Consider the following 26,106-nt stretch of genomic DNA (forward strand, 5'->3'; position numbering starts at 1 on the left):
CTACCAGGGTGGGGGCAGTGGCCCCGGGTTTGTTGGGGGATAGGCGCGGGACGGCCGGCGGCGGGACGCCAGCGCTCCGATCAGCACCATCGCGGCGCACGTCGCGGCGACCACCGCCGCGATCCACCACCCCGAGACGGCCAGGATCAGCGCGGCCACCCAGATCACCCCCGCGGCGAGGAGCAGGGACACCGGCACCCGCCGGCGATGCGACTTGCCGCCGGACATGCGTACGCAAAAGTCGGGGTCTTCTCGCCGCAGCTGCCGTTCCAGCTGTGCCAGTCTGCGACTGTCTTCCTTGCTCAGCATGTCGCCACCTTCCGGTCCGGCCACCCGGTCCGAGCGCATCGACCGGGATGCTCCAATCCCGGTGATGACATTGTTACCCGTCAGTCGCAAGCTCGATACATCCGGGACTGTCGAAATCTTGCCCGAATCGTGCTCGCTACCGGTCTACCGGTGGCCGGAAGGTGACGACCGCACCGCGAGTGCGGCTGTCCGAAAGTTTCAGGCGCGCACCGCTCGGAACACCCAGATTCGCATGAGCAGGAAGCGGACTCCGGTGGCGATCAGGTTCGCGGTGATCAGGACGGCCAGCTCAACCCACTTCGCCGGGGCCGTCGCGGCGGCGTCGAGCAGAGCCAGCGAACCACTGGTCAGGATCAGCCCGATCGCGAACACGACCAGACCCTGTGCCTGGTGGCGCCACGCGCGGTCGGTTCCGCGTACCCCGAAAGTCAGCCGGCGGTTGGCCGCCGTGTTGGCCACCGCCGTGATCAACAGGGCCAGCAGGTTGGCCCACTGCGGCCCCAGACCGAGCCGGAGCAGCGCATAGAGCATGAGATAGGCCAGCGTGCTCGCGACCCCGACGGCGGCGAACTTCATCAGCTGCCCGGTGAGCCCGGCCGGCACCCCCGCGACCGGCAGCGGGTTGCGGCCCAGCTGTTCACGCAGCGCCGCCAGCGGCAGACGCCCGGTGCCCAGGGCGCGGGTCAGGCGGGCGATGCCCTTCAGGTCGGCGATCGCGGTGGAGACGATGTCGACGCGACTGTCCGGATCGTCCACCCAGTCCACCGGCACCTCGTGGATGCGCAGCCCGGCACGCTCGGCCAGGACCAGCATCTCGGTGTCGAAGAACCATCCGGTGTCCTCGACCATCGGCAGCAGCCGGGCCGCCACCTTGCCGCGAATCGCCTTGAATCCACACTGCGCGTCGGAGAACCGGGCCGACAGCGTGCCACGCAGGATCAGGTTGTAGGTCCGCGAGATGAACTCGCGCTTCGCTCCGCGCACGACCCGGGATCCGCGGCTGAGCCGCGACCCGATCGCCAGGTCCGAGTGCCCCGAGATGAGCGGCGCGACCAGCGGCAGGAGGGCCGCAAGGTCGGTCGAAAGATCCACATCCATGTACGCGAGAACGACCGCGTCCGAGTGAGTCCAGGCATGCTTGAGCGCCCGCCCACGCCCCTTCTCCGCCAGCCGGACGGCGGTCACCTCGGGCATCGTCTCGGCGAGCACGCGCGCCACGTCCGGCGTCGAGTCGGTGCTGGCGTTGTCCGCGATCGTGATCCGGAACGGGTACGGGAAGTGCGCGGCCAGATAGCCGTGCAGCCGGCGAACGCACGGCTCGAGGTCGATCTCCTCGTTGTAGACCGGAACGACCACATCGAGCACGGGAGCGACGAGCCGCACCGGCTCGGCGGCGTGCGAAGGCAGCGTGGAAAGGCTCATGCCAGCAAGGTCGTCTTCGCGGCTTTGCCCCGAATATGGCAAGCCTGTGCCCGGGCTATGAATGTCGGCCGGGCTGGTTCACAGCCGCTGCATAGGTCGGGCATAAGAGACGGACAGACCGGCGGCCGAAAGTGATCGAGTCAGCTTAGAAACCCTGCCCGAAGGACTCCGATGACCTCGACGATGCCCGTTCCGCAAATGGTGTCGCCCGAACCACCGCCGCCGGGAATGCCGCGCAAGCCCGCCTGGTGGGCGACTCTGCTGGTCGGCAAGGCCGAGGACCCGAAATGGGTGCGGCCCTCGCTGATCGGTCTGCTGGTTGCCACCGCGGTGCTCTATCTGTGGGGGCTCGGCGAATCCGGATGGTCGAACGCCTTCTATTCCGCGGCGGTGCAGGCCGGGTCGGAGAGTTGGAAGGCGTTCTTCTACGGGTCGTCGGATGCGGCCAACTCGATCACCGTGGACAAAACACCTGCGTCGCTGTGGATCATGGCGTTGTCGGTGCGGATCTTCGGGCTCAGCTCGTGGAGCATTCTGGTGCCCGAGGCGCTGATGGGTGTCGCGACCGCCGGGCTGCTCTTCGCCACGGTGCGGCGCTATTTCGGGCCGGCGGCGGGGCTGTTGGCGGGGGCGGTTTCGGCGCTCACTCCGGTGGCAGTGCTGATGTTCCGGTTCAACAATCCGGACGCGCTGCTGGTGCTGCTGATGGTGGCGGCGGCGTGGGCGACCATGCGGGCGATCGAAAAGGGACGCACCAAGTGGCTGATCTGGGCCGGGGTGTTCATCGGTTTCGGCTTCCTGACCAAAATGCTGCAGGCGTTGCTGGTGGTGCCGGCGCTGGGCTTGGCCTATCTGCTCTTCGGGCCGCCGAAGCTCGGCAAGCGGATCGTGCAGCTGCTGGTGGCGCTCCTCGCGATCGTGGTTTCGGCGGGCTGGTGGATCGCCATTGTCGAACTGGTGCCGGCTTCCATGCGGCCCTATATCGGTGGGTCGCAGAACAACAGCATTCTCGAGCTGACGCTGGGCTACAACGGGTTGGGCCGGCTGTCCGGGAACGAGACCGGCAGTGTGGGCGGCGGCGGTGGGAACTGGGGGGAGACCGGCTGGCTGCGGATGTTCGACTCGTCGCAGGGTGGGCAGGTGTCCTGGTTGTTGCCGGCGGCGTTGATTCTGCTGGTGGCCGGGCTGGTGCTGACCGCGCGGGTGGTTCGGACGGATCTGGCTCGGGCGGCGTTGGTGCTCTGGGGTGGATGGCTCGTGGTGACCGGGCTGGTGTTCAGCTTCATGGCCGGGATCTTCCACGCGTATTACACGGTGGCTCTGGCACCGGCGATCGGTGCGGTGGTCGGCATGGGCGCGATCATGAGTTGGCGCGCGCTTCGCGGGCGTCCGGTCGTCGGCGGGTCCACCAGCTCGGACCCCGCTTTCTCGTCTTCCTACTCCGCGCCGGCCAATGCGACTCCGTCCGACTTCCCCTCGTCTCCGGCGGCGCCGGCGTGGCACCGGGTGTTCGCGGCGGTGATGCTCGCCGCGGCGATCGGGGTCAGCGCCTGGTGGTCCTATGTGCTGCTGAACCGCAGCGCCGACTTCCTGCCCTGGCTGCGTTATGTGGTGCTGATCGGCGGAATGGTCGCGGCCGTCGGGGTGCTGGCTTCGATCCGGCTCTCCGCGCGGATCGCCGCGGTGATCGCCGGGCTTGCGCTGGGTGCGACGCTGGCCGGGCCGGCTGCCTACGCGGTGCAGACCGCTGCCGAGCCACACACCGGCTCGATCCCGACCGCTGGTCCGGCGACGGCCGGTGGATTCGGCGGACCGGGCGGCGGCGGGCGCGGTGGACCTGGTGGGATGCGTGGGGGTGGCTTTCCTGGCGGCTTCCCGGGCGGCGCCAACGGCGGGGGCTTCAACGGCGGCACTCCGCCCGGCGGAACCGGAACCGGCACGCAGGGTGGGACTGGCACGCAGGGTGGGACTGGCACGCAGGGTGGGACTGGCACGCAGGGCGGAACCGGCACGCAGGGCGGAACCGGCACGCAAGGCGGGACCGGGATGCCGGGTGGGACCGGGATGCCGGGCGGCGGCAACGGTGGTGGCCCGGGTGGTGGCGGCATGGGTGGCCTGCTCAACGCCGCGACCGTCAGCGATGAGATGAAGGCCCTGCTGGACGCGAATGCCGACAGCTACACGTGGGTGGCCGCGGCGGTCGGCTCGCAGAACGCCTCGGGATATCAGCTGGCCACCGGCGACCCGGTGATGGCGGTCGGCGGCTTCAACGGCAGCGACCCGTCGCCGACTCTCGAGCAGTTCCAGCAGTATGTCGCCGAGGGCAAGATCCACTACTTCATCGGGGGAGGCGGCGGCTTCGGCGGCGGCCGGGGCGGCAACAGCACCGGCGGAAGCAACTACAGCTCCCAGATCGCCGAGTGGGTGGCGGCCAACTTCCAGTCCCAGACCGTGGACAACGTCACGATCTACGACCTGACCACTCAGCAGTAGCCCACCCACCCCAACAATCAGGCGGCTCTCCGAAAGGAGAGCCGCCTGATCGCAGCTCGCAAGCCCGCAGCCCTGGCCGCGTCCGCCGTCTTGTCGGACTGGCGGTGGATGAAGGGGTGGGTTGGCTGCTCGGCTAGGTGGTCACCCCGGAGAGGGATGCTGGACGTCCGGGCGGCCCGAATACGCTGGCGCAAGTGATGGAGTGGGTTCGGCATATGTTGTGACGTGCGGCCGCGCGATGGGCGGTGGCTTGGCTTTACCTGAGATCCCGGTATGCGCCGGACGGGACTCAGCTTCACCAGTGTTTCGCTGGTCGAGATGAGCCCCGCGCCCACCTCGACCGGATGAGTCGAGAGGCGACGTTGCCGGCCATCGGTCCGTGGGCTGCCGTGCTGGTCATCTGCGCCCCGATCGCGGCCATCGTGATCATGAGGAGCGGGTCGAAGCCTTGACCGGGCCGGCCAAGGCGGTGCGGTCAGGAGGGAAGAACCGGCCCGGACCGTAGGCGGTCCGGGCCGTGGGCGGCTCAGTTCAGAGCGCGACGCTTCGCGGAGGCCGTGGCCAGGCGTTCCAGCACCGAAACCGTTGGCTCCCAACCCATGCACGCGTCCGTCACCGACTGGCCGTAGGTCAGGTCGCCGCCCAGTTCCTGGCGGCCGGGGACCAGGAAGCTCTCCAGCATCACGCCGGCGATGCCGTGCTGGCCGGCCTCCATCTGGCCGGCCACGTCCTCGACCACCAGGGGCTGGCGCAGGTGGTCCTTGTTGCTGTTGCCGTGCGAGCAGTCGATCACCAGGCGCTCGGGGAGCTGGGCTTCCGCCAGCAGGCCGAGGGACGCCGCCACGTCCGCGGCCGCGTAGTTCGGTTTGCCGCCGCCGCCTCGCAGCACCAGGTGGCAGTCGGGGTTTCCGCGGGTGTGCAGGATCGCCGGGGTTCCGGAGAAGTCGATGCCGGGGAAGACGTGCGGCACGGCGGCCGCGTTGATCGCGTCGATCGCGGTGGCGATGCTGCCGTCCGGGCGGTTCTTCATGCCGATCGGCATCGACAGGCCGCTCGCCAGCTGGCGGTGCACCTGCGACTCGACCGTGCGGGCGCCGATCGCGCCCCACGCCACGGTGTCCGCGATGTATTGCGGGGTGATCGGGTCGAGGAACTCGACCGCGACCGGCAGGCCGCGCCGGACCACCTCGAGCAGCAGCTTGCGGGCCACCCGCAGGCCGGTGCCGACGTCGCCGGTGCCGTCCAGCGCCGGGTCGTTGATCAGGCCCTTCCAGCCGACCGTGGACCGCGGCTTCTCGAAGTAGACCCGCATCACGATCAGCAGGTCGTCGGCCAGGCGAGAGGCTTCGGCCTGGAGTCGGTCGGCGTATTCGCCGGCGGCCTCGGGGTCGTGCACCGAGCACGGGCCGACGACCACCAGCAGCCGCGGATCTCGGCCCTGGATCACGGCTTCCACCTCGCGGCGACCGGCCAGCACCGCGTCGTGCAGGTCCTCGGTCAGCGGCAGCTCGTGGTGCAGCAGCGCGGGGCTCATCAAAGGAACGATGGATTCGATGCGCTGGTCGCGGACCCGCTGCACCTGGGGGATGGTCATGACTTCCTTCCGCCGGCGTCGCGAAGAAGCGTGAGCCGGCTGTCTGCTCGCAAACGAAAAGGCAGCGACATGATTGTCGCTGCCTCGGCCGGCTCTGGCGGGTGTCTCAGGTCATGCGGTCATGGCCGAGTCACCGGCGAAGCCGGCCTCGTAAACCGCGGATACCAACGGGACACGTCGCACAGCGTACCGGATGGCGGTCGCACAAAGGTCCGTCACCCGGGGTATGTAATTGTGCAAGTTGCTGTGGTCGGATTGGCAACATGAACGAGGTCAGCGCGCCCGATCTGCTCGACCAGCTGCTCGTGCTGTCCCCCCGGGAGCGTTATCAAGCCGTCGCCACGGTCGCCACGCGGGTGTGGGAGACGCCCAGCGTGCTGCTCGGCGAGATCCCGCCGACCCAGGCGATCACCGCGGTGGCGGTGATCGCGGCCGGTCTGCCGGGGGCGTACCGGAAGCCGTGGCGTGATGACCGCCTCGCCGCAGCCGCGCTGCCCCGGGTGAGCCCCGAGCTGGCCGGGCGTGCCCTGTGCGCGCTGGACGTGATCGTCGGACGGGACAGCGAGTCGGTGCCGCTGGAACTGCACGTCAGTGACGGCGACGCGGCCCGGGCGCTATTGGACGACCTCCGCGACGTGCTGATGGAGGGCATCCGCGGCGGATTCTGAGGCCACCGGCACCCGCACGGTGAACTCGGTGCGGCCCGGCGCCGACTCCACCGCGACCGTGCCGCCGTGCGCGGTGACCACCGCGTGCACGATGGAGAGTCCCAGGCCGGTGCTGCCGGCCGCCCGCGACCGCGAGCTGTCGCCGCGCGCGAATCGCTCGAAGATGTGCGGCTGCAGCTCGGCCGGAATGCCCGGCCCGGCGTCGGTCACCCGGATCAGGGCCTCGCGGTCGGTCGCGCTCACTCCGACGGTCACGGTGGTGCCCTCCGGAGTGTGCGTACGCGCGTTGGCCAGCAGATTCGACAACACCTGATGCAGCCGGGCCGAGTCCCCGGTGATGGTCACCGGCTCGGCGGGCAGGTCGAGCTGCCAGTCGTGCCGCGGACCGGCCGCGTGCGCGTCGCTGACCGCGTCCACCACCAGCATGGTCAGGTCCACCGGGTCGTGCGCGAGCGGCCGCCCGGCGTCCAGGCGGGCGAGCAGCAGCAGGTCCTCGACCAGCGCGGTCATCCGCTTCGCCTCGGACTCGACCCGGCGCAGCACGTGCCCGATCTCGTCCGGCACCGGCTGGCGGCTGCGGCGGGAAAGCTCTGCGTAGCCCCGGATCGCGGCCAGCGGCGTGCGCAGCTCGTGGCTGGCGTCCGCGACGAACTGCCGCACCTGGGTCTCGCTGGCGTGCCGCGCCTCGAGCGCGCTGCCCACGTGGTCGAGCATCTTGTTGAGCGCGGCTCCGACCTGGCCGACCTCGGTGCGCGGGTCGGTGTCCGCGTCGGGCACCCGCTGGGCCAGGTCCACCTCGCCGCGGTCGAGCTCGAGCTCGGAGACCCGGGTCGCGGTCGCCGCCACCCGGTCGAGGGGCTTGAGCGTGCGCCGGATGATCACCACGCCGGCCCAGCCGGCGATGATCAGGGCGAGCAGCACCACCCCGGCGATCATCAGGGCGATCTGCAGCAGCGTGCTCTGCACATCGCGCAGCGGCACCGCGGTGATGCCCACCGTGCCGGCCTCGTTGAGCGTGGTCGCGATCACCCGGTATTCGCCGCGGGTGCCGAGGTCGACGTCGGTGCGCACGCCGTTGGGCGTGACGCCGGCCAGCGTGGTCAGCTCGGCGGTGGTCAGCGGCTGATAGACGAAGCGCGGCCCGTACGTGTTGTCGCCCTGCTGCACGGTGAGCACGCCGCGGTCGTCGACGAGCAGGCCGGAGCCGGTGTTCTGCAGGGTGAGGACGATCCAGTTTTTGTCGGCGCCGGGCGGCACGTCGAACCCGGTGCGCCGGCTCCCCGGCGGGCCGCCGCGGCTGCGGCTGTCCACCTGGTCGAGCTGGGCGTCGACCTGGGCATAGAGGGTGTTGCGCAGGTAGACCTCGGCGGTCCCGCCGACCACCAGCCCGAGGACGGCGAGCAGCGCGATCATCATGGCGACCAGCCGGGTGCGCAGCGGCCAGCCGCGGGGGCTGCGCCAGCGCGCCGGGTGCAACACGGTGGTCATCGTCAGTCGGCCGGCTTCAGCACGTAACCGGCGCCGCGCATCGTGTGGATCATCGGGGCGCGGCCGGCGTCGATCTTCTTGCGCAGGTACGAGATGTAGAGCTCGACCACGTTGGCCTGCCCGCCGAAGTCGTAATTCCACACCCGGTCCAGGATCTGGCTCTTGCTCAGCACCCGCCGCGGGTTGCGCATCAGATAACGCAGCAGCTCGAACTCGGTGGCGGTGAGCGTGACCAGGTCGCCGCCCCGGCGCACCTCGTGGCTGTCCTCGTCCAGCGTCAGGTCGCCGACGATCAGCTGCGACTCGGCGCGCATCGGCGACCGGCCCATCCGGCGCATCAGGCCGCGCAGCCGGGCCACCACCTCTTCCAGGCTGAACGGCTTCGTCACGTAGTCGTCGCCGCCCGCGGTGAGCCCGGTGATCCGGTCCTCCACCGCGTCCTTCGCGGTCAGGAACAGCACCGGCACGTCGGGCGTCTCGCCGCGCAGCCGGCGCAGCACCTCGAGCCCGTCGATGTCCGGCAGCATCATGTCGAGCACGACGGCGTCCGGCCGGAAGTCGCGGGCCGTGCGGACCGCGGTCATCCCGTCGCCGGCACTGCGGACGTCCCACCCCTCGTAGCGCAACGCCATCGAGAGCAGCTCGGCGAGGGTGGGTTCGTCGTCGACCACGAGCACCCGGACCGGTCCGCCGTCCGGGCGGCGGAGGTCGGTGCTGGAGTCTGTGTTCGCCATCGTCATGCCCTCACTGTCGCGGGCGCGGCTATGCCTGTGCTTTCCACTTCCTGTGTAGCAGCTGTGACCTCAGGGCGAGCTGGGTCTTCGCACCATCCGCACTGTCCGAATGCTTGGCCGGGGTTCCGGCCGGTGTGTTGAAAACCGACTAATCCGTCCGAAACCGGCATGATGGCGCGCGTCGTCAAGCTGAGTGGGGGACCGGGTGTCATCGAGCCGAGTGGTCGGCGGCCTGTTGGCGCTGCTGGTGGCGATGTGGCCGGCCGCGCCCGCCGCGGCGGACGTCGCCTGGCCGGACGGTGTCAACCCCGACTCGGTGCGCGCGGCCACCGTCGGAGCCGCCTCGATCGCCGCCGGCCGGGCGCACTCATGCGCGGTGACCAGCGTCGGAGCGGTCTATTGCTGGGGCAGTGACAGCGACGGCCAGCTGGGCGACGGCGACCCGCTGAACGACGTGAACCGCGCGGTCCCGGTGCAGGCCGCGGCCGGCATGGGCGTGGTGGTGCAGGTGGACGCCGGCGAGGAGCACACCTGCGCGCTGGGATACCTGGGCGGCGTCTACTGCTGGGGCGACAACTCGTCCGGGCAACTCGGCGTCGGCGACCTCGACGACGAGCACCAGCCCGCCGAGACCAGGTTTCCGGTCAAGGAGCCGCCCTATCTGCTGGTCGAGGTGACCACCGGGGCGAACCACAGCTGCGCGATCGACGAGGACGGCGCGGCCTGGTGCTGGGGCCGGAACACCGAGGGCCAGCTCGGCATGGGTGGTTCGGCCGGCTCGGACCATCCGGTACGCGTATCCGACGCCACCGGCCTCACCGAGCCGGTCGTCGACATCGCGGCCGGCGGCGACTCCACCTGCGCGGCGACCGCGGACGGGGTGGCCTGGTGCTGGGGCGCCGGCGACCGCGGCCAGCTCGGCGACGGCGGCACGGCGGACCGCGACCGTCCGGTCCGGGTGTCCACCGCCGGCGTGCTGAGTGGCCGGGACGTGCGGCAGATCGCGGTCGGCAAGCAGGCGGCGTGCGCGGTCGACCAGGACGGCCGGGCGTCCTGCTGGGGACGCACCGCGAGCGCGCTGTCGACCCTGCCGCAGGCCTCCGGCGGGCCCGCGTTTCTGCAGGTGGCGGGTGGTGGCGAGCACGCCTGCGGGCTGGACCGGCGGGGTGCGGGCTGGTGCTGGGGCCGCGGCGGCGAGGGGCAGCTGGGCGACGGCGGAGTCGCCGATGCGGTGGCTCCCGGGCGAATCGACGCAGGCGCCCGTAATTCGGATGAGAAGTTGCGGGATCTGGATACCGGGGACGAGCACACGTGCGCCCTGGACGAGCGGTACGTGGCCTTCTGCTGGGGAAACAATGGCTCGGGACGGCTCGGGGGCGGGGCGGGCGGTGCGGTGCGCGTACCGGTCAAGGTGTTGGGGTTGCCTCGATCGCCCGCGGCCGTAAGCCGCGTCCGGGTGAGTGCGCTCGACGGCGGCCTGCGGGTCTCGTGGCGGCCGGCCACCGATTTCGGCTCCGGCGACTTCCTCGCCTATCTGGCGGTGACCGCTGACTTCGAGGCGGTCTGCGAGGTGGACGACACGAACGGCGCCGGCTGCGACCTGACCGGTCTGTCCAACGGCAGGCCCTACGACGTGACCGTGTTCACCTATGCGACGCAGGGCACGACGCTGAGCGAGTTCGCCACCGTCGCGCCCGGCGTCGACGCGCCGCCGTCGCCGGGCGCGAGGCCGTCACCCACCCGGCTCGCCCCCGGCGAAGGCGGCGGCGATCTCCCGTCGACCGGCGCCGCGCTGGTGCCGCCGACCGTCGCGATCGGCCTGCTGCTGGTCGGCCTCGGCCTGATCGCCCTGCTGGTCAGGCGTGCCGGCTAGCCGGTGCGGCGGCGCACCCACCAGAAGCCGAAAGCGCCGAGCAGCAACGTGACCGCCAGATAGCTGGAGAACTCGATCCACTGGAACGGCCAGTACCGGTCGGCCGGGTGGTAGCTGTAGCTGAAGTGCAGGTTCTGGTCGACCATGCAGGGCAAATCCTTCTCCGGCGAGCCCTTGTGGCACTGCGCCGCCTGCTCGCCGGTATACGGCGTGCCGTCCGCGTTGAACACCTTGGCCTCGTCCGACATGGACCAGGCGCCGGCCTTGGTGTAGCCGATGATCCGTGCGCCGTCGGGACCGATGCCGAAGCCGTTCGACCGGCTCATCGCGTCCGCGCTGAACGCGACGGTGCTGGTCACCGGCGTCATCAGGTGCGCCCGGACCGCGTTCGGCATGACCCACTGGACGACCGCGAACACCGCCAGGGTCACCGCCATGGCGACCAGCGTGCGGCGCGCCACGAGCCCGACGACGGTGCCGAGGACGAACGCGAAGGCGGCGTAGCCGAGCGGGACGATGTTGCGGGAGGCGAAGTTCACCGCGCCGAAGCGGTCGCCGATGAACTGGTCGTAGTCGCTCGCGTTCCAGGTGAGCAGCAGACTGAACAGACCGGTGAAGGCGACCGCGGCAAGGGCGAGGAAGACCAGCTTGGTCGCCAACCAGCGGACCCGGGTGACGCTCTGGTTCCAGACCAGGCGGTCGGTCCGCTCCTCGAACTCCCGGCTGATCAGCGGCGCACCCCAGAAGATGCCGATCAGGGCGGGCGCGGCGATCAGCAGTACGCCGGCAAGGGACAGCGGGCCGACGTACGCGTCGCTGAAGTCGTGCCGCGCGGTGATGCACTCGTTGCCCTGACAGCCCGCGACGCCGACGTAGTCGTCCCGGATGCGGACGCCGAGATAGATCAGGTAGGTCGCGATCGCGGCCAGCGCGGTCGCGGCGACCACCGCCTGCGTGCGGAACTGCCGCCAGGTCAGCCAGATCATGACGCCACCGCCGCCCGGATCATGTACGCCATCCCGAGGTCCTCGAGGTCGACCGGCTGCGCGCCCGGCACCGCGGCGTCGGAGCGCACCACGTCCTCGTGAATGCGCTCGGCGCCGGCCGGCACGTCCCCGGCCGTGCGGAAGTGCACGGCCAGCAGATCGGCGACGTCGCCGGCCAGCTGCACCCGGCCCGCGGCCAGCACGATCAGGTGGTCGCAGACCTGCTCCAGATCGCCCAGCAGATGTGAGGACAGCACCACGCTGACCCCGAGCTCGGCGACGAAGTCGAGCAGGTCGCGCAGGAACGCGTGCCGGGCCAGCGGATCCAGCGACGCCACCGGCTCGTCCAGGACCAGCAGCTCGGCGCGCTTGGCCGCGGCGATGGTGAGAGCGAGCTGGGCGCGCTGCCCGCCGGAGAGCTTGCCGGCCTTCTGCGCGGGATCGAGGCCGAGCCGCTTGACCCGGCCCTCGGCGAGCGCCCGATCCCAGCGCGGGTTGAGCCGGGCGCCGAGCCGCAGGTGGTCGGCGATCGACAGGCCGCGGTAGACCGGTGCGTCCTGCGCGACGAACCCGACCCGGGCCAGCTGGGCCGCACCGGCGCCCGGCCGGTTGCCGAGCACCGCGATGCTGCCCGTCGTCGGTGCGACGATTCCGCAGGTCAGGCCGAGCAGGGTGGTCTTGCCGGCGCCGTTCGGGCCGACCAGGCCGACGATCCGACCGGCCGGCACCCGCAGGGTGCAGTCGGCCAGTGCGGTCGTGCGGCCATAGCGTTTACCCAGTCCCTCGGTTTCCAGGACCGGCGTCGTCACGACGTTCTCCAGAGGTCTCATGGGGATGTTCTATTCACTGAGCGGTCACAGCACGGTCAGCGTTCCTGTGACCGCGCTGTGACGCCGATCCCGATAACCTCGGCCGATGAGGGTGCTCGTGGTCGAGGATCAGGCGGCGCTCGCCGACTCGGTGGCGCGGGTGTTGCGCCGTGAGGGCATGGCGGTCGACGTCGCCTATGACGGCGACGCCGCGCTGGAGCGCACCGCCGTGCTCGACTACGACGTGGTGGTGCTCGACCGTGACCTGCCCGGCGTGCACGGCGACCAGGTGTGCCGCGCGCTGGTCGCCCGTGAGTCGCCCAGCCGGGTGCTGATGCTGACCGCCTCGGGCACGGTCGCCGAGCGGGTCGAGGGGCTCGGGCTGGGCGCCGACGACTACCTGCCCAAGCCGTTCGCCTATGCGGAGCTGGTGGCCCGGATCCGTGCGGTCGGCCGGCGCAACAGCCCGGCCGCCCCGCCGGTCCTGGTGCACGGCGACGTGCGGCTCGACCCGGCGCAGCGGATCGCCACCCGGGCCGGCGTGCGGTTGTCGCTGAGCCCCAAGGAGTTCGCCGTGCTCGAGCACCTGCTCACCGGCCAGGGCCGGGTGGTGTCCGCGGAGGAGCTGCTCGATCGGGTCTGGGACGAGGCCGCCGACCCGTTCACCACGACGGTCAAGGCGACCATCAACCGGCTGCGGGCCAAGCTCGGCGACCCGCCGATGATCGTGACGGTGGCGCGTGCCGGCTACCGAATCTGAGAAGCGGGTCAACCGGCTCCGCCGGCGCCTCACGTGGCTCTACTGCGCGGCGTCGGTGGTCTCCGGCGTGGTGCTGCTGCTGATCATCACCGGGCTGGCTCGCAGCCTGCCGCCCGCCGACGTCCGCGCGCCTCGCTTCGAGCCCTTCGAACCCGGCCGCCTGCCGTTGCCCGTGCCCGCGCCCGGTGAGCTGCAGGACTTCCGCTCGGACCTGCTGGTGCTGCCCGGCCTCGCGCTGGCCATCATGGCCCTGATCTCGCTGGCGGTGGGCTGGGTGATCGCCGGCCGGGTCCTGCTCCCGGTGCGCACGATGACCGAGCGCCTGCGGCAGATCTCCGGCCGCAACGTGCACGAGCGGCTCGCCGTCTCCGGCCCGCGCGACGAGTTCAAGGACCTCGCCGACACCGTCGACGGCCTGCTCGGGCGGCTGGAGACCGCGCTCGACGGGCACAAGCGGTTCGTCGCCAACGCCGCGCACGAGCTGCGCACCCCGCTGACCGTCGAGCACGCCCTGCTCGAGGAGCCGCTGATCGACCCGGACGCGACCGTCGAGGCCTATCGCGCCAACTTCGAGCGCCTGATCGAGGTCAACCGGGAGCGGGGCCGGCTGCTGGAGTCGCTGCTGACCCTCTCCGGCAGCGAGCACTCCCGGGACCGCACCGAACCGGTGGACCTGGCCGCGCTGGCCGGGCAGGCGATGGCCGACCGGGCGGCCGAGCTCGACCGGCGCGGGCTGCGGGCCAAGACGCTGATCCGGCCGGCCCGGCTGGTCGGCGACCCGACGCTGATCGGGCGCCTGGTGGCCAACCTGTGCGACAACGCGGTGCACTACAACGTGCCCGGTGGCACGGTCGAGGTGTCCACCCGGTTGTCCGCCGGTCAGGCGGTGCTGATCGTCAGCAACACCGGCCCGGTGGTGCCCCCGGCCGAGGTCGACCGGCTGTTCGAGCCGTTCCAGCGGATGCGGCGGGTGGCCGACGACACCCACCACGGGCTGGGCCTGTCGATCGTCCGGGCGATCGCCGTCGCGCACCGCGCGGTGCTCACCGCCCACGCGAACCGCCAGGGTGGGCTGACCGTCGCGGTCAGTTTTCCCGGGCCGGCGGGCCGGTGACCTCCAGCGCGGCGTCGCGGAACAGCGAGGCGCCCTGCTTGAGCCGCTCGACGTAGTGCGGCCGGTTCCAGTTCACCCAGGTCACGTCCCCGACGAACTGGTCCGACCCGGACGCCGACACCACCACGCCGGCGCCCGGGCCGACCACCAGCTTCAGCTTCCCAGCGCGGGGCAGGCCGATCATGTGCGCGGACGGGTCGGCATAGCCCAGCAGTGCCCACGGCACCCGCAGCACCAGGTCGTCCCCGTCGATCCGCCACAGCGAGCGGCTGTCGCCCGGGTTCCAGCCGCCGTAGCGCAGGGCACCCGCGTTGATCAGCTCGGCGGGCAGCTTCGCGCCGGTGCTCGGCACCGTCAGGTCGCGGTTCACCACCAGCTCGTAGCGTTTCCAGCCGGGCGGCGCCGGGCCGCGGGCGGAGGCCGGCGCGGGATAGTCCAGCGGCAGCGGGTCGAGGATGTCCCGCAGATATGCCTGCCCGGTGCGGTTCGCCAGGTCGAAGGTCAGCGCCGCGTCGCCCATCCGGTCGCCCGACCCCGGCGGCGGCTCGCCGACCACCGCGGGCAGCACGTCGAAGGACAGCGTCAGTGCGCTCGGCGCCGGGTCGCCGAGACCGATCCGGAGCTGCACGTACGCCTCGTCCACTCGAGCCGTGACCCGGCGGGCCGGCCAGGCGCCCTCGGTGTCGAACAGGAACTCCGCCGGGGCGTCGGGCGAGCCGGCCGGGTCCATCGCGATCAGCCCGAAGTGCTGCTCGTTGGTGTACGGGTCGTGCCACAGCTGCCGTCGCTCGGGGTACTGACGGGTGATCGTGTTCCAGGTGAACTTGAACCACTCGTCCGCCCAGCCGAACAGGAAGCCGCCGCTCAACCCCTGGTCCCGGATCAGCCGCAGCAGGTCGGCGTCGATCCGCATCGCCTCCTGCTCGCTGTGGTCGCCCTGGGACCGGCCGAGCGGGCTGTGGTGCGCCGACCCGATCGCGGACGGCACGCCGAACTCGGTGACCAGCGTCGGCATGCTCCCGTGGTGCTTGCGCAGCGCGGCCAGATATCCGGCGTACGGGTCGGCGCGCCCGGCGTACCGGTAGCGCTGCAGGGCGGGCTCGTGCCGCTGGAAGTGGGGGTAGTACGGATAGGCGTGATAGCTGGCGAACGTGCCGGCCGGCCAGGCGGCGGACGCCCGCACGTGGTTGGCGTCCAGCTGCAGCAGGTCCTCCCGGTCGAGCGGCTCCTCGGGGTGCCGCAGCGGGTCGGTGGTCGGCCAGTTGGTGAACGCGATCGGCCGGCTCATGCCCCGCTCGGCCTGGTGTGCGGCCAGCTCGTCCATCCGGGCGGCCAGCCAGCGCTCGGTCGGCGTCGCGTTTCGCGTACCGGAAAAGAACTTGCCCTTGATCTGCGGGGCGGCGGCGTTGCGCCGGTCCGAGGCGGTGATCGCATAGGGGTCGAGTTCGACGCCGATGATCCAGCCGCAGAGCCACGGAGTGACGTCGGTGTCCCAGGCGCCGCTCGCCCGCCCCCGCTGCGCCGTCCGGGTCAGGTCGCCCGAGACGGCGTCCGAGGCGTCCTCGAGTTCGGTCCGGAAAGCGCTGGTAACGGTCTTGTCGTAGAGGTTCTTCTTGGCGACATAGGACTCGTCCGGGAAGTAGACGCCCTGCATCAGGAAGAGCGGCCGGTCCGGATTGGCCCGGTTGTATCGGGCCAGCTCCTGATAGAAGGCCGGCGGATGGATCGTGTAGATCCGGACCACCCGCAGGCCCAGCCAGCCCATCGCGGCGAACCACCGGTGATATTGCTCGCGGCTGATCGACAGCTCGCCGGGCTGGTGGCCGGGCGTGGTGCTGCCGAGATTCACGCCGGGCAGGAAGGTCACGTCGCCGGCGGCCGTGTGCAGCGCAAACCGACCGTTTCCGGCCGTCGCGATCACATTCAACCCCCGTTGGGTACGAGACGCCGGCGCCCAGCTGCGATCGATCGGCGGGGACGGGATCTGATCCATGCCCTGGATCGCGAACGCCGCCGACCTCAGCACGGGCGCCGCGGTGGCACCGGTCAGCGGCAGGCACATCGCCAGCGTGACGGCCACGATCGCGACCGCCTTGATCCGTCCGAAACGTGGACGCTCGGGAGCCCGGACGAGATGGCTCGGAAAGTCCCCCACGCAGGCATTCTCTGCGTCAAGGGTTGCAATATGAGGGTTTTGTCCTAGAGGCTCGACGGGAGACGCACTCGCCGTTGGCTCGATGTTGTGCCAGCGTTGTTCTCCGGCGGCTCTTCTTCCTTGTGGAGGCGGATGTGGATCTTCTTGAGGAATACCGCAGGGCGACCTTCATCTTCGAGTCCGGCGATCCCCTGGGCGCCGCCCGCGTGCTCGAGCCGATCGTCGAGGCGGAACCCCACAATGCGGCGGTCCGTCAGTTACTGGCCCGGGCATATTTCAACTCGGCGCAGCTCAACGGCGCTGAAGCCCAGCTCAGGGCCTTGATCGAACATGATCCGTCGGATCACTACGCACATCACGTGCTCGGCCGGACCCTGGAACGGGCCGGCCGATTCCGTGAGGCCCTGCCACACCTGCGGCTGGCCGCAGCGATGAAGCAGCAGGTCGACTATCAGGAGGCCGTGACTCGCGTCGAGACGTGGCTGGGCAAGAACGACCACTCGTAGGCTGGGCCCGTGAAGCTGAAACTCGATCTCCACGACATCTTCAACAAGGGCCACGAGATCGACCGTGCGCTGCGCGGGGTGATCGACGAAGCGATCGACAAGAAGGCCACCCTGGTCGAGATCATCCCGGGGAAGGGCAGCGGCGCCCTGAAGAAGAAGGTGCTGCGCTTCCTGGAGCAGAAGGACATCAAGCAGCTCTACCACCGCTACGAGAAGGACGGCGACAACTGGGGCCGGCTCTTCGTGCACTTCAAGTTCGACAGCCCGCAGGGTCGCGGCCGCCGCGGCCGGGGGCGCTGATCAACGGACCACCCGATACCAGTGCTCGTGCTCGCCGGGCAGGCGCTCCAGCTTGACGTCGGTGCCGCCGGGCAGATCGAGCACCCGGGTGCCGTCTCCGAGCAGCACCGGCGCCACGAACATCAGGATCTCGTCCAGCAGCCCGGCGATCAGGCACTGCCGCGCGACGTCGGCGCCGAGGATGTTCACGTACTTTTCGCCGGCCGCGTCCTTGGCCAGCCGGACGGCGGTCTCCAGGTCGGTCGCGTAGGTCACGCCGGGCTCCGGGTCGGCCGGCGGGTTGTGGGTGAGCACCACCGCCGGGCCGTCGTACTGGCCGCCGAACGCACCCTCGGCGTCGGTGCCCTTGTTCGGGTCGTCGCCGGTGTGCGTGCGCTTGCCGACCAGCAGCGCGCCGGTCTCGTGCAGGATGCGGTCGGCGGTCGCCGAGTCGAGCGAGCCGAGATGGTCCGCCAGCCAGGACATGTCGCCGCCGGCGCCGGCGATGTAGCCGTCCAGAGACATGGTCGCCGAGTAGATGAGCTTGGCCATCGGTCCTACCTCCGTGGGTCGTCTACTTCTCCGGGTAGACGACCGCCGGCCGGCAAACTCATCGGAAGCCCGAAGGCCGGGAACAGATGGGGGTTGTGGAACGAGGTCATCTCGACGATCTGATCGCCCTCGACGCGCAGCACGCCGACCGCGAAGGCATGCCATCGCAGGCCGTCGGTGCTGGTCCAAGAGGCCACCGCCGGTCGCCCGTTGGCCCTGGTCAGGGTGGTGCGGAAGCGGCCGACCCAGTGCGGCGAGTCCGGGTTCCAGCTGGCTCGCAAGGCGTCCAGGTTGGCCGCCCGACCCTGGAACCACTGCGGGATCGGCGGCATCGTCGCCCGCACCTCCTCGGCCAGCAGCGCCGCGATGGTGTCCAGGTCGGCGCGTTCCATCGCGTCCATGTAGCGGCGCACCAGCGCGCGGTCTTCGTCCGAGGGCGCGGGCGGCGGAGCCCAGTCGAGCCGCCCTTGCGGCAGGTGCGCCCGCATCGTCGCGCGGGCCCGCTGCAACGCACTGTTGGTCGACGCGACGCCGGCGTCGAGCACGTCGGCGGTCCGGGTGGCCGGCCAGCCCAGCACGTCCCGCAGGATCAGCGCGGCGCGCTGCCGCGGCGGCAGGTGCTGCATCGCGACCAGGAACGCCAGCTCGACCGTCTCGCGTGCCTCGGCCGCCGCGTCCGGCTCCGGGAACGGCTGCAGCCAGGCCGCGTCCGCCGCCGACTCCGCGTCGCCGGGCAGCTCGTCCGGCAGGATCCGCCGCGCGCGGCCGTCGAGAAAGTCCAGGCAGGCGTTGGTCGCGATCCGATAGAGCCAGGTGCGCGCGCTGGATCGCCCGGCGAAGGAGTCGATGCCCTTCCACGCCTTGAGAAACGTCTCCTGCACCAGGTCCTCGGCGTCGTCATAGGACCCGAGCATCCGATAGCAGTGCACCCGCAGCTCGTGCCGGTGGGCCACAGCCACCTGCGAGAACTCGTTCTCGTCCATCGGGATCAAAGCGTATAGGTGCGGGCCACCGCGACGAGTTCGGACGTGTGTGAAGGGGCGATGCCGACGCCGTCGGGACGTGGGTTGAAGCCGGGGAGGTCGCCCAGGCCGTCGCTGCCGTCCATCGCCCGGAAACTGACCGGGCCCTGGCCGCGCATCCGCAGGATCACCTCGATGCCCTCCGGCGGCGGCGCGTGGAAGACGAATCCGAAGCCCCACGGGCCGCCGGTGACCGTGTCGGTGGGCACCGGGCGCCCGCCGACGGACGCCGCCGTCACGCCGGCGTCGGCGGCCACGTGCAGCGTCGTCATCCGCACCGGGCGCTGGGACCGCAGCCGGAGCCGCAGCGTGCGGGTGTCGCCGGTGCGGGCGTCACCGACCACGGTGAGCAGCGGCGGCGGCAGGTTCGGCGGCGGCTCCGCGGCGTTCGACGGGGCGGTCAGGAACCGTTCGTCGCCGAAGGCCGGGAACGTCACCGTCATCACCGCCGGGTCGCCGCCGACGTACTGCCCGGTCCAATCCTGCGGCCGGCGCTCCGAGCTCAGCCAGCGGCCCTCGCCGGTGTCCGCGTCCAGCGCGAACATCAGATGGGTGGGCAGCGGGTGGGCCGCGTCGAACCGGTCCGTCCGCAGGCCTGCCGCCGCGCAGCCGACGACCGCGAGCAGGGCGAGCAACGACGGCAGCAGGCCGGCCCGCCGGGCGCGCAGCGCCACCATGCCGCGCTGTCCGCCGGCCGCCGGGTGCAGCAGGTCGATCACCGGCAGCAGGGCCAACCCGAGCAGCGTGGTGAACAGGGCGCCGACTCCGGCCAGGGCCATGCCCATCGCCGGGAAGAACATCGCCACCGTCGGCACCAGGATCAGGCCCGAGATCGCACCGCCGAGCAGCACCGCGACGACCGAGCCCCAGCCGCCGCGCAGGGCGATCGCGAGCAACCCGAAGAGCGCGCCGGACAGGGCCGGCAGGGCCGCCAGATAGGAGCCGCCGGGAGCGAACCAGGCGAGCACCAGGCCCAGCACGGCCAGCCAGCAGAGGCCGCCGAAGGCCAACGCCATCGGGGTGATCCGGCGGCGGAGCAACGCGTACCAGACCACCAGCACCAGGACCGCCAGGGCGACCACGGACAGCCGGAACCACAGTGGACGGTAGGGGTCGATCGGCATCGCCGCGTACCCCGGGCGGATTTTTGTGATGACCAGCCACAGGACCTGAGCCAAGACCGGCGTCAGCAGGATCGGCGCGATGCCCAGCGCGAAGCCGCCGAACAGCAGTCCGCGGGTCGCCAGGCCGCGGCGTCGCGCGACCGATCCGAGCAGCAGCACCAATCCGAGCGCGGCGACCGCGATCGGCCAGACCAGATAGCTCGGGTAGTGCGCGAGCAAGCCGGGCAGCGGGAAGTAGGTGGCGTCGCTGCGGGCCTCGAGCGCGTTCAGGTCGCGTTCGCCGAACGCCCGGGCCAGGGCCAGCGCGTTGTCGCCGTGCTGTTGCAGGCTGTCCCGGTCCATGGTGGCCGGTGTGTCGGTCGGCGCGTGATAGTTGGCCGCGCCGTCGATGTACGCGCTGTTCAACCCCCGGAACCCGGCGTTCCGGAAGGGCGTGAAGTCGGTGTCGTTGGGCAGCAGCCGGTAGACCTCGACGGCGAACGAGGTGCCCACCGGCCGCGGCGCCCCGGCCAGCACGCCGATCAGCTTGGCGTCGTCCGGCGACGACTCAAAGGTGATCACCGGCCCGCCGCTGCCGCGCGCCTCCAGGTTGAGCACCACGCCGCCGTCCCGGGCCAGCGGGTTCTGCCGCACGAAGCCCTGCGCGCCGCACAGGCAGGCCTCCTCGGCGTCGGTCAGCACCAGCACCACGTCGTTGCGCAACCGCGATCCGCTGGTCAGTGCGCGGGCCGTCTCGAGGATGGTGGACACCCCGGCGCCGTCGTCGCTCGCGCCCGGCCCGGTCTGCACCGAGTCGTAGTGCGCGACCAGGAACACCCGCCCGGTGGACGCGGTGCCGGGGATGGTGGCGACCACGTTGCGGATGCGCGCCAGCCCGATGCCGCCGGCGCTGGCGGAAAGCCGGGTGCCCTCCTCGGAGACGGTGTCCTGCACCTGCGGGTCGAGCCCGAGGCCGCGCAGCGTCGTGAGCAGATGTTCACGCACCGTGTCATTGGCCGCGCTGCCCGCCGGATGCGGCACGCTCGCGATCGTCTGCACCTGCTGGAAGGCTCGCGCGGCGCTGAATTCGCCCGGCGGGGTGCCGGTGTCGCGGGCGGCCGGCGGCTGGATGGACCACAGTGCCGCGGCACCGGTGGCGGCCAGCGCCAGCAGTGCCACCAGGGCGGCGAGGGGCCGCAGCCGGGGGCGGGCCAGGGCGCGGTCGGGGGCGTCACGCATGGGTGACATCTAATCGTGTCGTCCCGGAGGCGGGTACCCCGGTGATCTTTCTCGCGGGTGGCTTAACTTGGACCCGTGACCGAGCCGTTCGATCCCACCGCCGTTGTCGCGGAGTTCATCGACCGGGTCGCGCCTTACGACCCGTCGCCCGACGCCGCACCGGTGGCCATCCTCGGCGTGCGCACCGCGCACGGTGAGGCGACCTACCTGGTCGGCGATCACGTGGTGCGAGCGTTCTGTCGCGCGCTGGCGCAATACCAGGACCCGGCCGACCGCGGGCGATGCATCGGGTGCGGCGGACGCCGGCTGGACGAGAATCTGCACTGCTCGGACTGCGGGCAGCTGCACGGCATCCTGGGCCAGGTCATCGCCCAGCACGCGCGACGCGTGGCGGCCGAAGGCGAGAGCGGATGACGCCGCTGTTGTGCGGGCGACGAGGGTGGTACACGATTCCCTCATCACGCCCGGTCGACACGAGTGGGGAAGCGGCATGACGGAACGGTCAGTCGCGCCGCGCGCCGCTGTTCCCGCCACGCTCAGCCCCGAGCGGCTGCGCATCCTGCTGGTGGAGGACGACGAGGGTGACGCGTTCCTGGTGCGCGAGTTGCTGGACGAGGCCGGCGCGCCGTTCGAGCTGACCGTGGCCACCAGCCTGCACGAGGCCCGGCCGCTGACCCGCGGCATGCACTGCGTGCTGCTCGACCTCGGCCTGCCGGACGCCGAGGGCATCGACGGTCTGCGCAAGTTCCTGGGCATCGCGGGCAGTGCCGCGGTGTGCGTGCTGACCGGCCGGTCGGACGAGCATCTCGGCGTCGCCGCGGTCGCCGAGGGCGCCCAGGACTACCTGGTCAAGGGCCAGGTGGACGGCGTCCTGCTGACCCGGTCGCTGCGCTATGCGGTCGAGCGGAAACGCGCCGACGAAAACGCCCGCCGGCTGCGCGAGGTGGAGCTGCGGCAGTCCGAATCGGCCCGGCTGGAACGCGGTCTGCTGCCCCAGCCGCTGATGGACACCACCAAGGTCGCGGTGCACACGTTCTATCGCTCCGGCCGGGCGCTCGGTCTGCTCGGCGGCGACTTCTTCGACGTCATCCAGGTCGGCCAGGACAAGCTGCACCTGATCGTCGGCGACGTCTGCGGGCACAGCGTCGACGAGGCCGCGCTGGGCGTGGAGCTCCGGGTCGCCTGGCGCGCGCTGGTGCTCGCCGGGGTGCCGGACGACCGCATCCTCGGCGCCCTCGAACAGGTGCTGATGACCGAGCGGCGGGCCCGCGAGGTGTTCGCAACGGTCGCGGCGGTCGCCATCGACCTGGCCGAGAACCACGCGACGGTACGCCTCGCCGGCCACCCGCCGCCGGTGCTGCTCGCCGCCGGCAAGGCCGGGCCGGTCACCGCGCGCACCGGCATCGTGCTCGGCGTACGCCCGACCCCGACGCCGGCCAGCGAGGTGGAGTTCGACGGCGACGACTGGTCGCTGCTGCTCTACACCGACGGGCTGATCGAGGGGCACACCGGCGTCGGCAACGAGCGACTCGATGTCGAGGGCCTGTGCGCGCTGCTGGACGAGCCGGCCGCCCGCGAGGTGCCGTTGGCCGCGCTGCCGGCCTGGCTGGTCGGGCGGGCCGAACAAGCGAACGGCGGCCCTCTCGCGGACGACGTCGCGATGCTGCTGATCTCGCGGGGGAGCGGTCGATGAGTGTCCTGCAGTTGCGCACCTGGACGTTGCGGCGGCGGGTGACCGCGCTGGTCGCCACCGTGGCCCTGATGCTCACCGGGCTGGGCGTGTTCGCCGCCATCACCGCCGCGGACAGCAACCGGAACCTGGACACCGTGCTCAACCGCACCGGCCCGATGCGGATCGCCGGGGAAAGTCTGGTCACCGCGGCGGTCGATCAGGAGACCGGCATCCGGGGTTACGCGATCACCGGCAAGCAGGAGAATCTGCAGCCGTACGAGAGCGGCCAGGCTCAGGAGAAGGCGCTGCTCGCCGAGATCGAGAAGCAGCTCGCCGAGCACGACGACGTGGGCGTCCGGCTGGCCGTGGGCGAGGTGCGGGAGAGCGCTGACGCCTGGCGCGCGAAGGTCGCCATCCCGGTGCTCAACGCTGTTCGCACGCAGGGCCCGCAGGCGGCCAAGCCGCTGATCGAGGCCGCCTCGACCACCCAGTTCGGCGCGCTGCGGCAGGCCATCGAGCGGTTGCAGGGGCAGATCCTGCGGGTGCGAAACGCCGCCGCGGACGCCGCCCAGCGCACCGGCAGCGTGCTGGTGGCCATCCAGATCGCCGCCGCCGCGATCATCATCCTGGCCGGCGCCGCGCTGCTGCTGCTGATCGACCGCCTGGTCACGCAGCCGGTGGTGGACCTGGCCGAGCAGGTGCGCGAGGTGGCCCGGGGCAACTTCGACCAGCGCATCACCAGCGCCGGGTCGCCCGAGCTGAGAACTCTCGCCACCGACGTCGACGGCATGCGCAAACAGATCGCCGCCGAGCTGACCCAGGTGCGCGAGGCCCGGGCCCAGGTCGAGTGGATCAACGATCAGCTCAAGGTGCAGGCCGAGGAACTGGTCCGATCGAACCGCGACCTCGAGCAGTTCGCCTATGTCGCGTCGCACGACCTGCAGGAGCCGCTGCGCAAGGTGGCCAGCTTCTGCCAGCTGCTGCAGCGGCGGTACGCGGGGCAGATGGACGAGCGCGCGGATCAGTACATCGGGTTCGCGGTGGACGGCGCCCAGCGCATGCAACGCCTGATCAACGACCTGCTCGCGTTCTCCCGGATCGGCCGGCTCACCAGCGGCTTCACCGAGGTGGACCTGGGCCGGGTGCTGACCGAGGTGAAGTCCCAGCTCGAGGTCCGGGCCGGCGAGGACGGTGAGATCGTCTGGCACGACCTGCCGGTGGTCGAGGGCGAGGAGCCGCTGCTCACCAACCTCTTCGTCAACCTGATCGGCAACTCGCTGAAGTTCCGCCGCCCGGACGTGCCGCCGCGGGTCGAGATCACCGCCGCGCTGGTCGGCGACGAGTGGCAGGTGAACGTGCGGGACAACGGGATCGGCGTCGAGAAGGAGTTCGCCGACAAGGTCTTCGTCATCTTCCAGCGGCTGCACGCGCGGGACGCCTATGAGGGGACCGGCATCGGTCTGGCGATCGTCAAGAAGATCGTCGAATACCATGGCGGGCGGATCTGGCTGGACCTGGACGTCGCCGAGGGGACGTCGATCAACTTCACGCTGCCAGTCCTGGCAGGAGTTCCTGCCAGAGAGCAGAGCCGACCCGCGGCGGAAAACCCCAGTAAAGAGCAGAGCCGACCCGCGGCGGAAAACCCCAGCAAAGAGCAAACCAGAGAGGTCACCGCACCATGACCGGTCCGATCAGGCAGGACGGCACGCCCATCGAGGTGCTGCTCGTCGAGGACGACCCGGGTGACGTGCTCATGACGCAGGAGGCGTTCGACGAGCACAAGGTCCAGAACCGGCTCAACGTCGTCTCCGACGGCGCCGAGGCGCTGGCCTACCTGCGCCAGGAGGGCCAGTGGGCGGACGCCGTGCGCCCGGACCTGATCCTGCTCGACCTCAACCTGCCCAAGCGCGACGGCCGGGAGGTGCTCGAGGAGATCAAGAAGGACGACGACCTGGGGCAGATCCCGGTGGTCGTGCTCACCACGTCGGCCGCCGACGAGGACATCCTGCGCAGCTACCAGTTGCACGCGAACGCGTATGTCACCAAGCCGGTGGACTTCGAGCGGTTCATTGCGGTGATCCGCCAGATCGACGAGTTCTTCGTGAGCGTCGTGAAGCTGCCGCCGCGTGATTGAGCAGGTGAGCGACCTCATCCGCGAGGTCGCGGCGACCGTCGTGCTGCCCCGCTTCCGGCACCTCCACGACGACGACGTGCAGGTCAAGGCGCCCGGTGACCTGGTGACGGTGGCGGACCAGGAGGCCGAGCGCGCGTTGACCGCCGGCCTGACCGCGCTGCTGCCCGGCTCGGTGGTGGTCGGTGAGGAGGCGGTGGCGGCCGACCCCGGCGTGCTGCGGCGGGTCGAGGACCAGGGCGCGGTGTGGATCGTCGACCCGGTGGACGGCACGAACAACTTCGCGGCCGGCAAGACGCCGTTCGCGGTGATGGTGGCGCTGCTGCGGGGCGGTGAGCCGGCCGCGTCCTGGATCCTGGACGTGGTGGACGACCGGATGACGCTGGCCGAGGCGGGCAGCGGGGCCTACATCGACGGGGTCCGCGTGAAGACCCGCACCGACGACCCGGGCGCCGCCGAGCTGCGCGGAGTGGTGGCCCAGAAATACCTGACCAGCGAACTCAAGGCGCTGGCGGCCGAGCACGCGCACCGGCTCGGCGAGGTGACCGCCGGGCATCACTGCGCCGGGTACGAATACCCCGCGGTCGGCATCGACGAGCAGCAGTTCGCGCTGTTCTGGCGGGTACTGCCCTGGGACCACGTGCCGGGTTCACTCTTCCTGCGCGAGGCCGGTGGCACCGTCCTGCACCTGGACGGCAGTGCCTATCACCCGGTCGACTCGGAGCGCGGCCTGCTGGTCGCCCCGAACGACGACGTCTGGCACACGGTCCGCGAGACGCTCTTCCCGGGTTTCCAGTTCTAGAGTCCGGCCACTCTAGAGCCTCGGCACTCTAGAGCCTGGCCACGATCATGATCGCCTGGCCGGCCGGGTCGGTGACCCGCGCCATCCGCTCGCCCCACGGCATGTCCACCGGCTCCTCGACGATCGGCGTGCCGGCCGCCCGGAGCCGCTCGACCGCCGCGTCGCAATCGTCGGCATAGACGCAGAGGGTGTAGGCCGCGGCCGGTTCGGACTCGCCCGCGCCCAGGCCGATCTCGCTGGTGCCCAGCCGCAGCGTGACGAACTGCGGCTCGCCGTCCGCCGGGAACCGGTAGGCCTCCCGGAAGCCGAGCAGATCGCGATAGAACGCCACGGTCGCCGGCAGATCCGGCACGGTCACGATCGGGAAGGCCTCGGTGAACATGCCGTCCAGATTA

The 26,106-nt window shown here is 71.1% G+C and carries 24 protein-coding genes; 12 read left to right on the plus strand and 12 right to left on the minus strand.

Annotated features, from left to right (window positions below):
* Positions 1–309 carry a DUF3040 domain-containing protein gene (locus tag ACZ6TI_RS09210; protein WP_465344488.1) on the minus strand — a complete coding sequence of 103 codons (309 nt, stop codon included), beginning with the start codon at positions 307–309 and terminating at the stop codon, positions 1–3.
* Between the two features lie 198 nt (positions 310–507).
* Positions 508–1,731, minus strand: coding sequence for a bifunctional glycosyltransferase family 2/GtrA family protein (locus ACZ6TI_RS09215; RefSeq protein ID WP_465344489.1), 1,224 nt, complete (start codon positions 1,729–1,731; stop codon positions 508–510).
* Positions 1,732–1,914: 183 nt separating this feature from the next.
* Between ACZ6TI_RS09215 and ACZ6TI_RS09220 the strand changes: the two genes are divergently transcribed.
* Complete coding sequence (locus tag ACZ6TI_RS09220) at positions 1,915–4,224, plus strand: glycosyltransferase family 39 protein (RefSeq protein WP_465344490.1); 2,310 nt, start codon at positions 1,915–1,917, stop codon at positions 4,222–4,224.
* A 526-nt stretch (positions 4,225–4,750) separates the two neighbouring features.
* On the opposite strand, the gene ACZ6TI_RS09225 is transcribed toward ACZ6TI_RS09220, so the two are convergent.
* The gene (locus ACZ6TI_RS09225; protein WP_465344491.1) at positions 4,751–5,818 is read right to left on the minus strand and encodes a 3-deoxy-7-phosphoheptulonate synthase; all 1,068 of its coding nucleotides are present in this window, start codon (positions 5,816–5,818) and stop codon (positions 4,751–4,753) included.
* A 263-nt stretch (positions 5,819–6,081) separates the two neighbouring features.
* On the opposite strand from ACZ6TI_RS09225, the gene ACZ6TI_RS09230 reads away from it, so the two are divergent.
* A complete protein-coding gene (locus ACZ6TI_RS09230; RefSeq protein WP_465344492.1) occupies positions 6,082–6,486 on the plus strand; it encodes a hypothetical protein in 405 nt (134 codons plus the stop codon).
* On the opposite strand, the gene ACZ6TI_RS09235 is transcribed toward ACZ6TI_RS09230, so the two are convergent.
* Positions 6,433–7,902: a sensor histidine kinase gene (locus ACZ6TI_RS09235; RefSeq protein ID WP_465344979.1), complete on the minus strand. Its 1,470-nt coding sequence runs from the start codon at positions 7,900–7,902 to the stop codon at positions 6,433–6,435. The genes ACZ6TI_RS09230 and ACZ6TI_RS09235 overlap by 54 nt on opposite strands.
* A gap of 74 nt (positions 7,903–7,976) precedes the next feature.
* Positions 7,977–8,714, minus strand: a complete 738-nt coding sequence (locus ACZ6TI_RS09240; protein WP_465344493.1) for a response regulator transcription factor — start codon at positions 8,712–8,714, stop codon at positions 7,977–7,979.
* Between the two features lie 199 nt (positions 8,715–8,913).
* On the opposite strand from ACZ6TI_RS09240, the gene ACZ6TI_RS09245 reads away from it, so the two are divergent.
* Positions 8,914–10,581, plus strand: coding sequence for an RCC1 domain-containing protein (locus tag ACZ6TI_RS09245; protein ID WP_465344494.1), 1,668 nt, complete (start codon positions 8,914–8,916; stop codon positions 10,579–10,581).
* Here the strand turns inward: ACZ6TI_RS09245 and ACZ6TI_RS09250 are convergent.
* Together ACZ6TI_RS09250 and ACZ6TI_RS09255 are read right to left on the minus strand one after the other, a co-directional pair.
* Positions 10,578–11,567 (minus strand): ABC transporter permease subunit, encoded by a 990-nt coding sequence (locus ACZ6TI_RS09250; RefSeq protein ID WP_465344495.1) that lies wholly within the window; start codon positions 11,565–11,567, stop codon positions 10,578–10,580. The genes ACZ6TI_RS09245 and ACZ6TI_RS09250 overlap by 4 nt on opposite strands.
* A complete protein-coding gene (locus ACZ6TI_RS09255; RefSeq protein WP_465344496.1) occupies positions 11,564–12,397 on the minus strand; it encodes an ABC transporter ATP-binding protein in 834 nt (277 codons plus the stop codon). Before ACZ6TI_RS09255 ends, ACZ6TI_RS09250 begins: the two co-directional genes overlap by 4 nt.
* A gap of 85 nt (positions 12,398–12,482) precedes the next feature.
* Between ACZ6TI_RS09255 and ACZ6TI_RS09260 the strand changes: the two genes are divergently transcribed.
* Positions 12,483–13,136, plus strand: a complete 654-nt coding sequence (locus ACZ6TI_RS09260) for a response regulator transcription factor (protein WP_465344497.1) — start codon at positions 12,483–12,485, stop codon at positions 13,134–13,136.
* Positions 13,117–14,250 carry a sensor histidine kinase gene (locus tag ACZ6TI_RS09265; protein WP_465344498.1) on the plus strand — a complete coding sequence of 378 codons (1,134 nt, stop codon included), beginning with the start codon at positions 13,117–13,119 and terminating at the stop codon, positions 14,248–14,250. The genes ACZ6TI_RS09260 and ACZ6TI_RS09265 overlap by 20 nt, the downstream gene beginning before the upstream one ends.
* On the opposite strand, the gene ACZ6TI_RS09270 is transcribed toward ACZ6TI_RS09265, so the two are convergent.
* On the minus strand, positions 14,222–16,405 hold the full coding sequence (locus ACZ6TI_RS09270) for a hypothetical protein (protein WP_465344499.1): 2,184 nt from the start codon (positions 16,403–16,405) through the stop codon (positions 14,222–14,224). The two genes, ACZ6TI_RS09265 and ACZ6TI_RS09270, sit on opposite strands and share 29 nt — an antisense overlap.
* A 134-nt stretch (positions 16,406–16,539) precedes the next feature.
* Here ACZ6TI_RS09270 and ACZ6TI_RS09275 point away from each other — a divergent pair, with 134 nt between their 5' ends.
* Together ACZ6TI_RS09275 and ACZ6TI_RS09280 are read left to right on the plus strand one after the other, a co-directional pair.
* Entirely contained in the window at positions 16,540–16,911 is a 372-nt protein-coding gene (locus ACZ6TI_RS09275; RefSeq protein ID WP_465344980.1) for a tetratricopeptide repeat protein, read from the plus strand.
* 9 nt (positions 16,912–16,920) lie between these two features.
* The gene (locus tag ACZ6TI_RS09280) at positions 16,921–17,211 is read left to right on the plus strand and encodes a Smr/MutS family protein (RefSeq protein ID WP_465344500.1); all 291 of its coding nucleotides are present in this window, start codon (positions 16,921–16,923) and stop codon (positions 17,209–17,211) included.
* Here the strand turns inward: ACZ6TI_RS09280 and ACZ6TI_RS09285 are convergent, their stop codons facing one another.
* The 3 genes from ACZ6TI_RS09285 to ACZ6TI_RS09295 are packed head-to-tail and all read right to left on the minus strand — an operon-like array spanning position 17,212 to position 21,106.
* Positions 17,212–17,742 (minus strand): dihydrofolate reductase family protein, encoded by a 531-nt coding sequence (locus tag ACZ6TI_RS09285; protein ID WP_465344501.1) that lies wholly within the window; start codon positions 17,740–17,742, stop codon positions 17,212–17,214.
* Between the two features lie 5 nt (positions 17,743–17,747).
* Complete coding sequence (locus ACZ6TI_RS09290; RefSeq protein WP_465344502.1) at positions 17,748–18,725, minus strand: RNA polymerase subunit sigma-70; 978 nt, start codon at positions 18,723–18,725, stop codon at positions 17,748–17,750.
* Between the two features lie 5 nt (positions 18,726–18,730).
* On the minus strand, positions 18,731–21,106 hold the full coding sequence (locus ACZ6TI_RS09295; protein ID WP_465344503.1) for a M28 family peptidase: 2,376 nt from the start codon (positions 21,104–21,106) through the stop codon (positions 18,731–18,733).
* Between the two features lie 75 nt (positions 21,107–21,181).
* Here ACZ6TI_RS09295 and ACZ6TI_RS09300 point away from each other — a divergent pair, with 75 nt between their 5' ends.
* The 5 genes from ACZ6TI_RS09300 to ACZ6TI_RS09320 all read left to right on the plus strand — a co-directional run bounded on the left by ACZ6TI_RS09300 (position 21,182) and on the right by ACZ6TI_RS09320 (position 25,711).
* Positions 21,182–21,520, plus strand: coding sequence for a hypothetical protein (locus tag ACZ6TI_RS09300; RefSeq protein ID WP_465344504.1), 339 nt, complete (start codon positions 21,182–21,184; stop codon positions 21,518–21,520).
* Between the two features lie 76 nt (positions 21,521–21,596).
* Complete coding sequence (locus ACZ6TI_RS09305; protein ID WP_465344505.1) at positions 21,597–22,799, plus strand: PP2C family protein-serine/threonine phosphatase; 1,203 nt, start codon at positions 21,597–21,599, stop codon at positions 22,797–22,799.
* Complete coding sequence (locus ACZ6TI_RS09310) at positions 22,796–24,460, plus strand: sensor histidine kinase (protein WP_465344506.1); 1,665 nt, start codon at positions 22,796–22,798, stop codon at positions 24,458–24,460. Before ACZ6TI_RS09305 ends, ACZ6TI_RS09310 begins: the two co-directional genes overlap by 4 nt.
* Complete coding sequence (locus tag ACZ6TI_RS09315) at positions 24,457–24,912, plus strand: response regulator (RefSeq protein WP_465344507.1); 456 nt, start codon at positions 24,457–24,459, stop codon at positions 24,910–24,912. Before ACZ6TI_RS09310 ends, ACZ6TI_RS09315 begins: the two co-directional genes overlap by 4 nt.
* On the plus strand, positions 24,905–25,711 hold the full coding sequence (locus ACZ6TI_RS09320; protein WP_465344508.1) for an inositol monophosphatase family protein: 807 nt from the start codon (positions 24,905–24,907) through the stop codon (positions 25,709–25,711). The genes ACZ6TI_RS09315 and ACZ6TI_RS09320 overlap by 8 nt, the downstream gene beginning before the upstream one ends.
* Before the next feature lie 28 nt (positions 25,712–25,739).
* Here ACZ6TI_RS09320 and ACZ6TI_RS09325 read toward each other — a convergent pair whose 3' ends face one another.
* Complete coding sequence (locus tag ACZ6TI_RS09325) at positions 25,740–26,093, minus strand: VOC family protein (RefSeq protein ID WP_465344509.1); 354 nt, start codon at positions 26,091–26,093, stop codon at positions 25,740–25,742.
* Positions 26,094–26,106 lie beyond the last annotated feature (13 nt).

It is taken from the genome of Actinoplanes sp. NPDC051388 (assembly GCF_055586225.1).

What these genes read in the sequence shown, in the direction of transcription:
- ACZ6TI_RS09210 (WP_465344488.1), bottom strand. Translation starts at nt 309, where the DNA reads ATGCTGAGCAAGGAAGACAGTCGCAGACTGGCACAGCTGGAACGGCAG.
- ACZ6TI_RS09215 (WP_465344489.1), bottom strand. Translation starts at nt 1,731, where the DNA reads ATGAGCCTTTCCACGCTGCCTTCGCACGCCGCCGAGCCGGTGCGGCTC.
- ACZ6TI_RS09220 (WP_465344490.1), top strand. Translation starts at nt 1,915, where the DNA reads ATGCCCGTTCCGCAAATGGTGTCGCCCGAACCACCGCCGCCGGGAATG.
- ACZ6TI_RS09225 (WP_465344491.1), bottom strand. Translation starts at nt 5,818, where the DNA reads ATGACCATCCCCCAGGTGCAGCGGGTCCGCGACCAGCGCATCGAATCC.
- ACZ6TI_RS09230 (WP_465344492.1), top strand. Translation starts at nt 6,082, where the DNA reads ATGAACGAGGTCAGCGCGCCCGATCTGCTCGACCAGCTGCTCGTGCTG.
- ACZ6TI_RS09235 (WP_465344979.1), bottom strand. Translation starts at nt 7,902, where the DNA reads ATGATGATCGCGCTGCTCGCCGTCCTCGGGCTGGTGGTCGGCGGGACC.
- ACZ6TI_RS09240 (WP_465344493.1), bottom strand. Translation starts at nt 8,714, where the DNA reads ATGACGATGGCGAACACAGACTCCAGCACCGACCTCCGCCGCCCGGAC.
- ACZ6TI_RS09250 (WP_465344495.1), bottom strand. Translation starts at nt 11,567, where the DNA reads ATGATCTGGCTGACCTGGCGGCAGTTCCGCACGCAGGCGGTGGTCGCC.
- ACZ6TI_RS09255 (WP_465344496.1), bottom strand. Translation starts at nt 12,397, where the DNA reads ATGAGACCTCTGGAGAACGTCGTGACGACGCCGGTCCTGGAAACCGAG.
- ACZ6TI_RS09260 (WP_465344497.1), top strand. Translation starts at nt 12,483, where the DNA reads ATGAGGGTGCTCGTGGTCGAGGATCAGGCGGCGCTCGCCGACTCGGTG.
- ACZ6TI_RS09285 (WP_465344501.1), bottom strand. Translation starts at nt 17,742, where the DNA reads ATGGCCAAGCTCATCTACTCGGCGACCATGTCTCTGGACGGCTACATC.
- ACZ6TI_RS09290 (WP_465344502.1), bottom strand. Translation starts at nt 18,725, where the DNA reads ATGGACGAGAACGAGTTCTCGCAGGTGGCTGTGGCCCACCGGCACGAG.
- ACZ6TI_RS09295 (WP_465344503.1), bottom strand. Translation starts at nt 21,106, where the DNA reads ATGCGTGACGCCCCCGACCGCGCCCTGGCCCGCCCCCGGCTGCGGCCC.
- ACZ6TI_RS09305 (WP_465344505.1), top strand. Translation starts at nt 21,597, where the DNA reads ATGACGGAACGGTCAGTCGCGCCGCGCGCCGCTGTTCCCGCCACGCTC.
- ACZ6TI_RS09310 (WP_465344506.1), top strand. Translation starts at nt 22,796, where the DNA reads ATGAGTGTCCTGCAGTTGCGCACCTGGACGTTGCGGCGGCGGGTGACC.
- ACZ6TI_RS09315 (WP_465344507.1), top strand. Translation starts at nt 24,457, where the DNA reads ATGACCGGTCCGATCAGGCAGGACGGCACGCCCATCGAGGTGCTGCTC.
- ACZ6TI_RS09325 (WP_465344509.1), bottom strand. Translation starts at nt 26,093, where the DNA reads ATGTTCACCGAGGCCTTCCCGATCGTGACCGTGCCGGATCTGCCGGCG.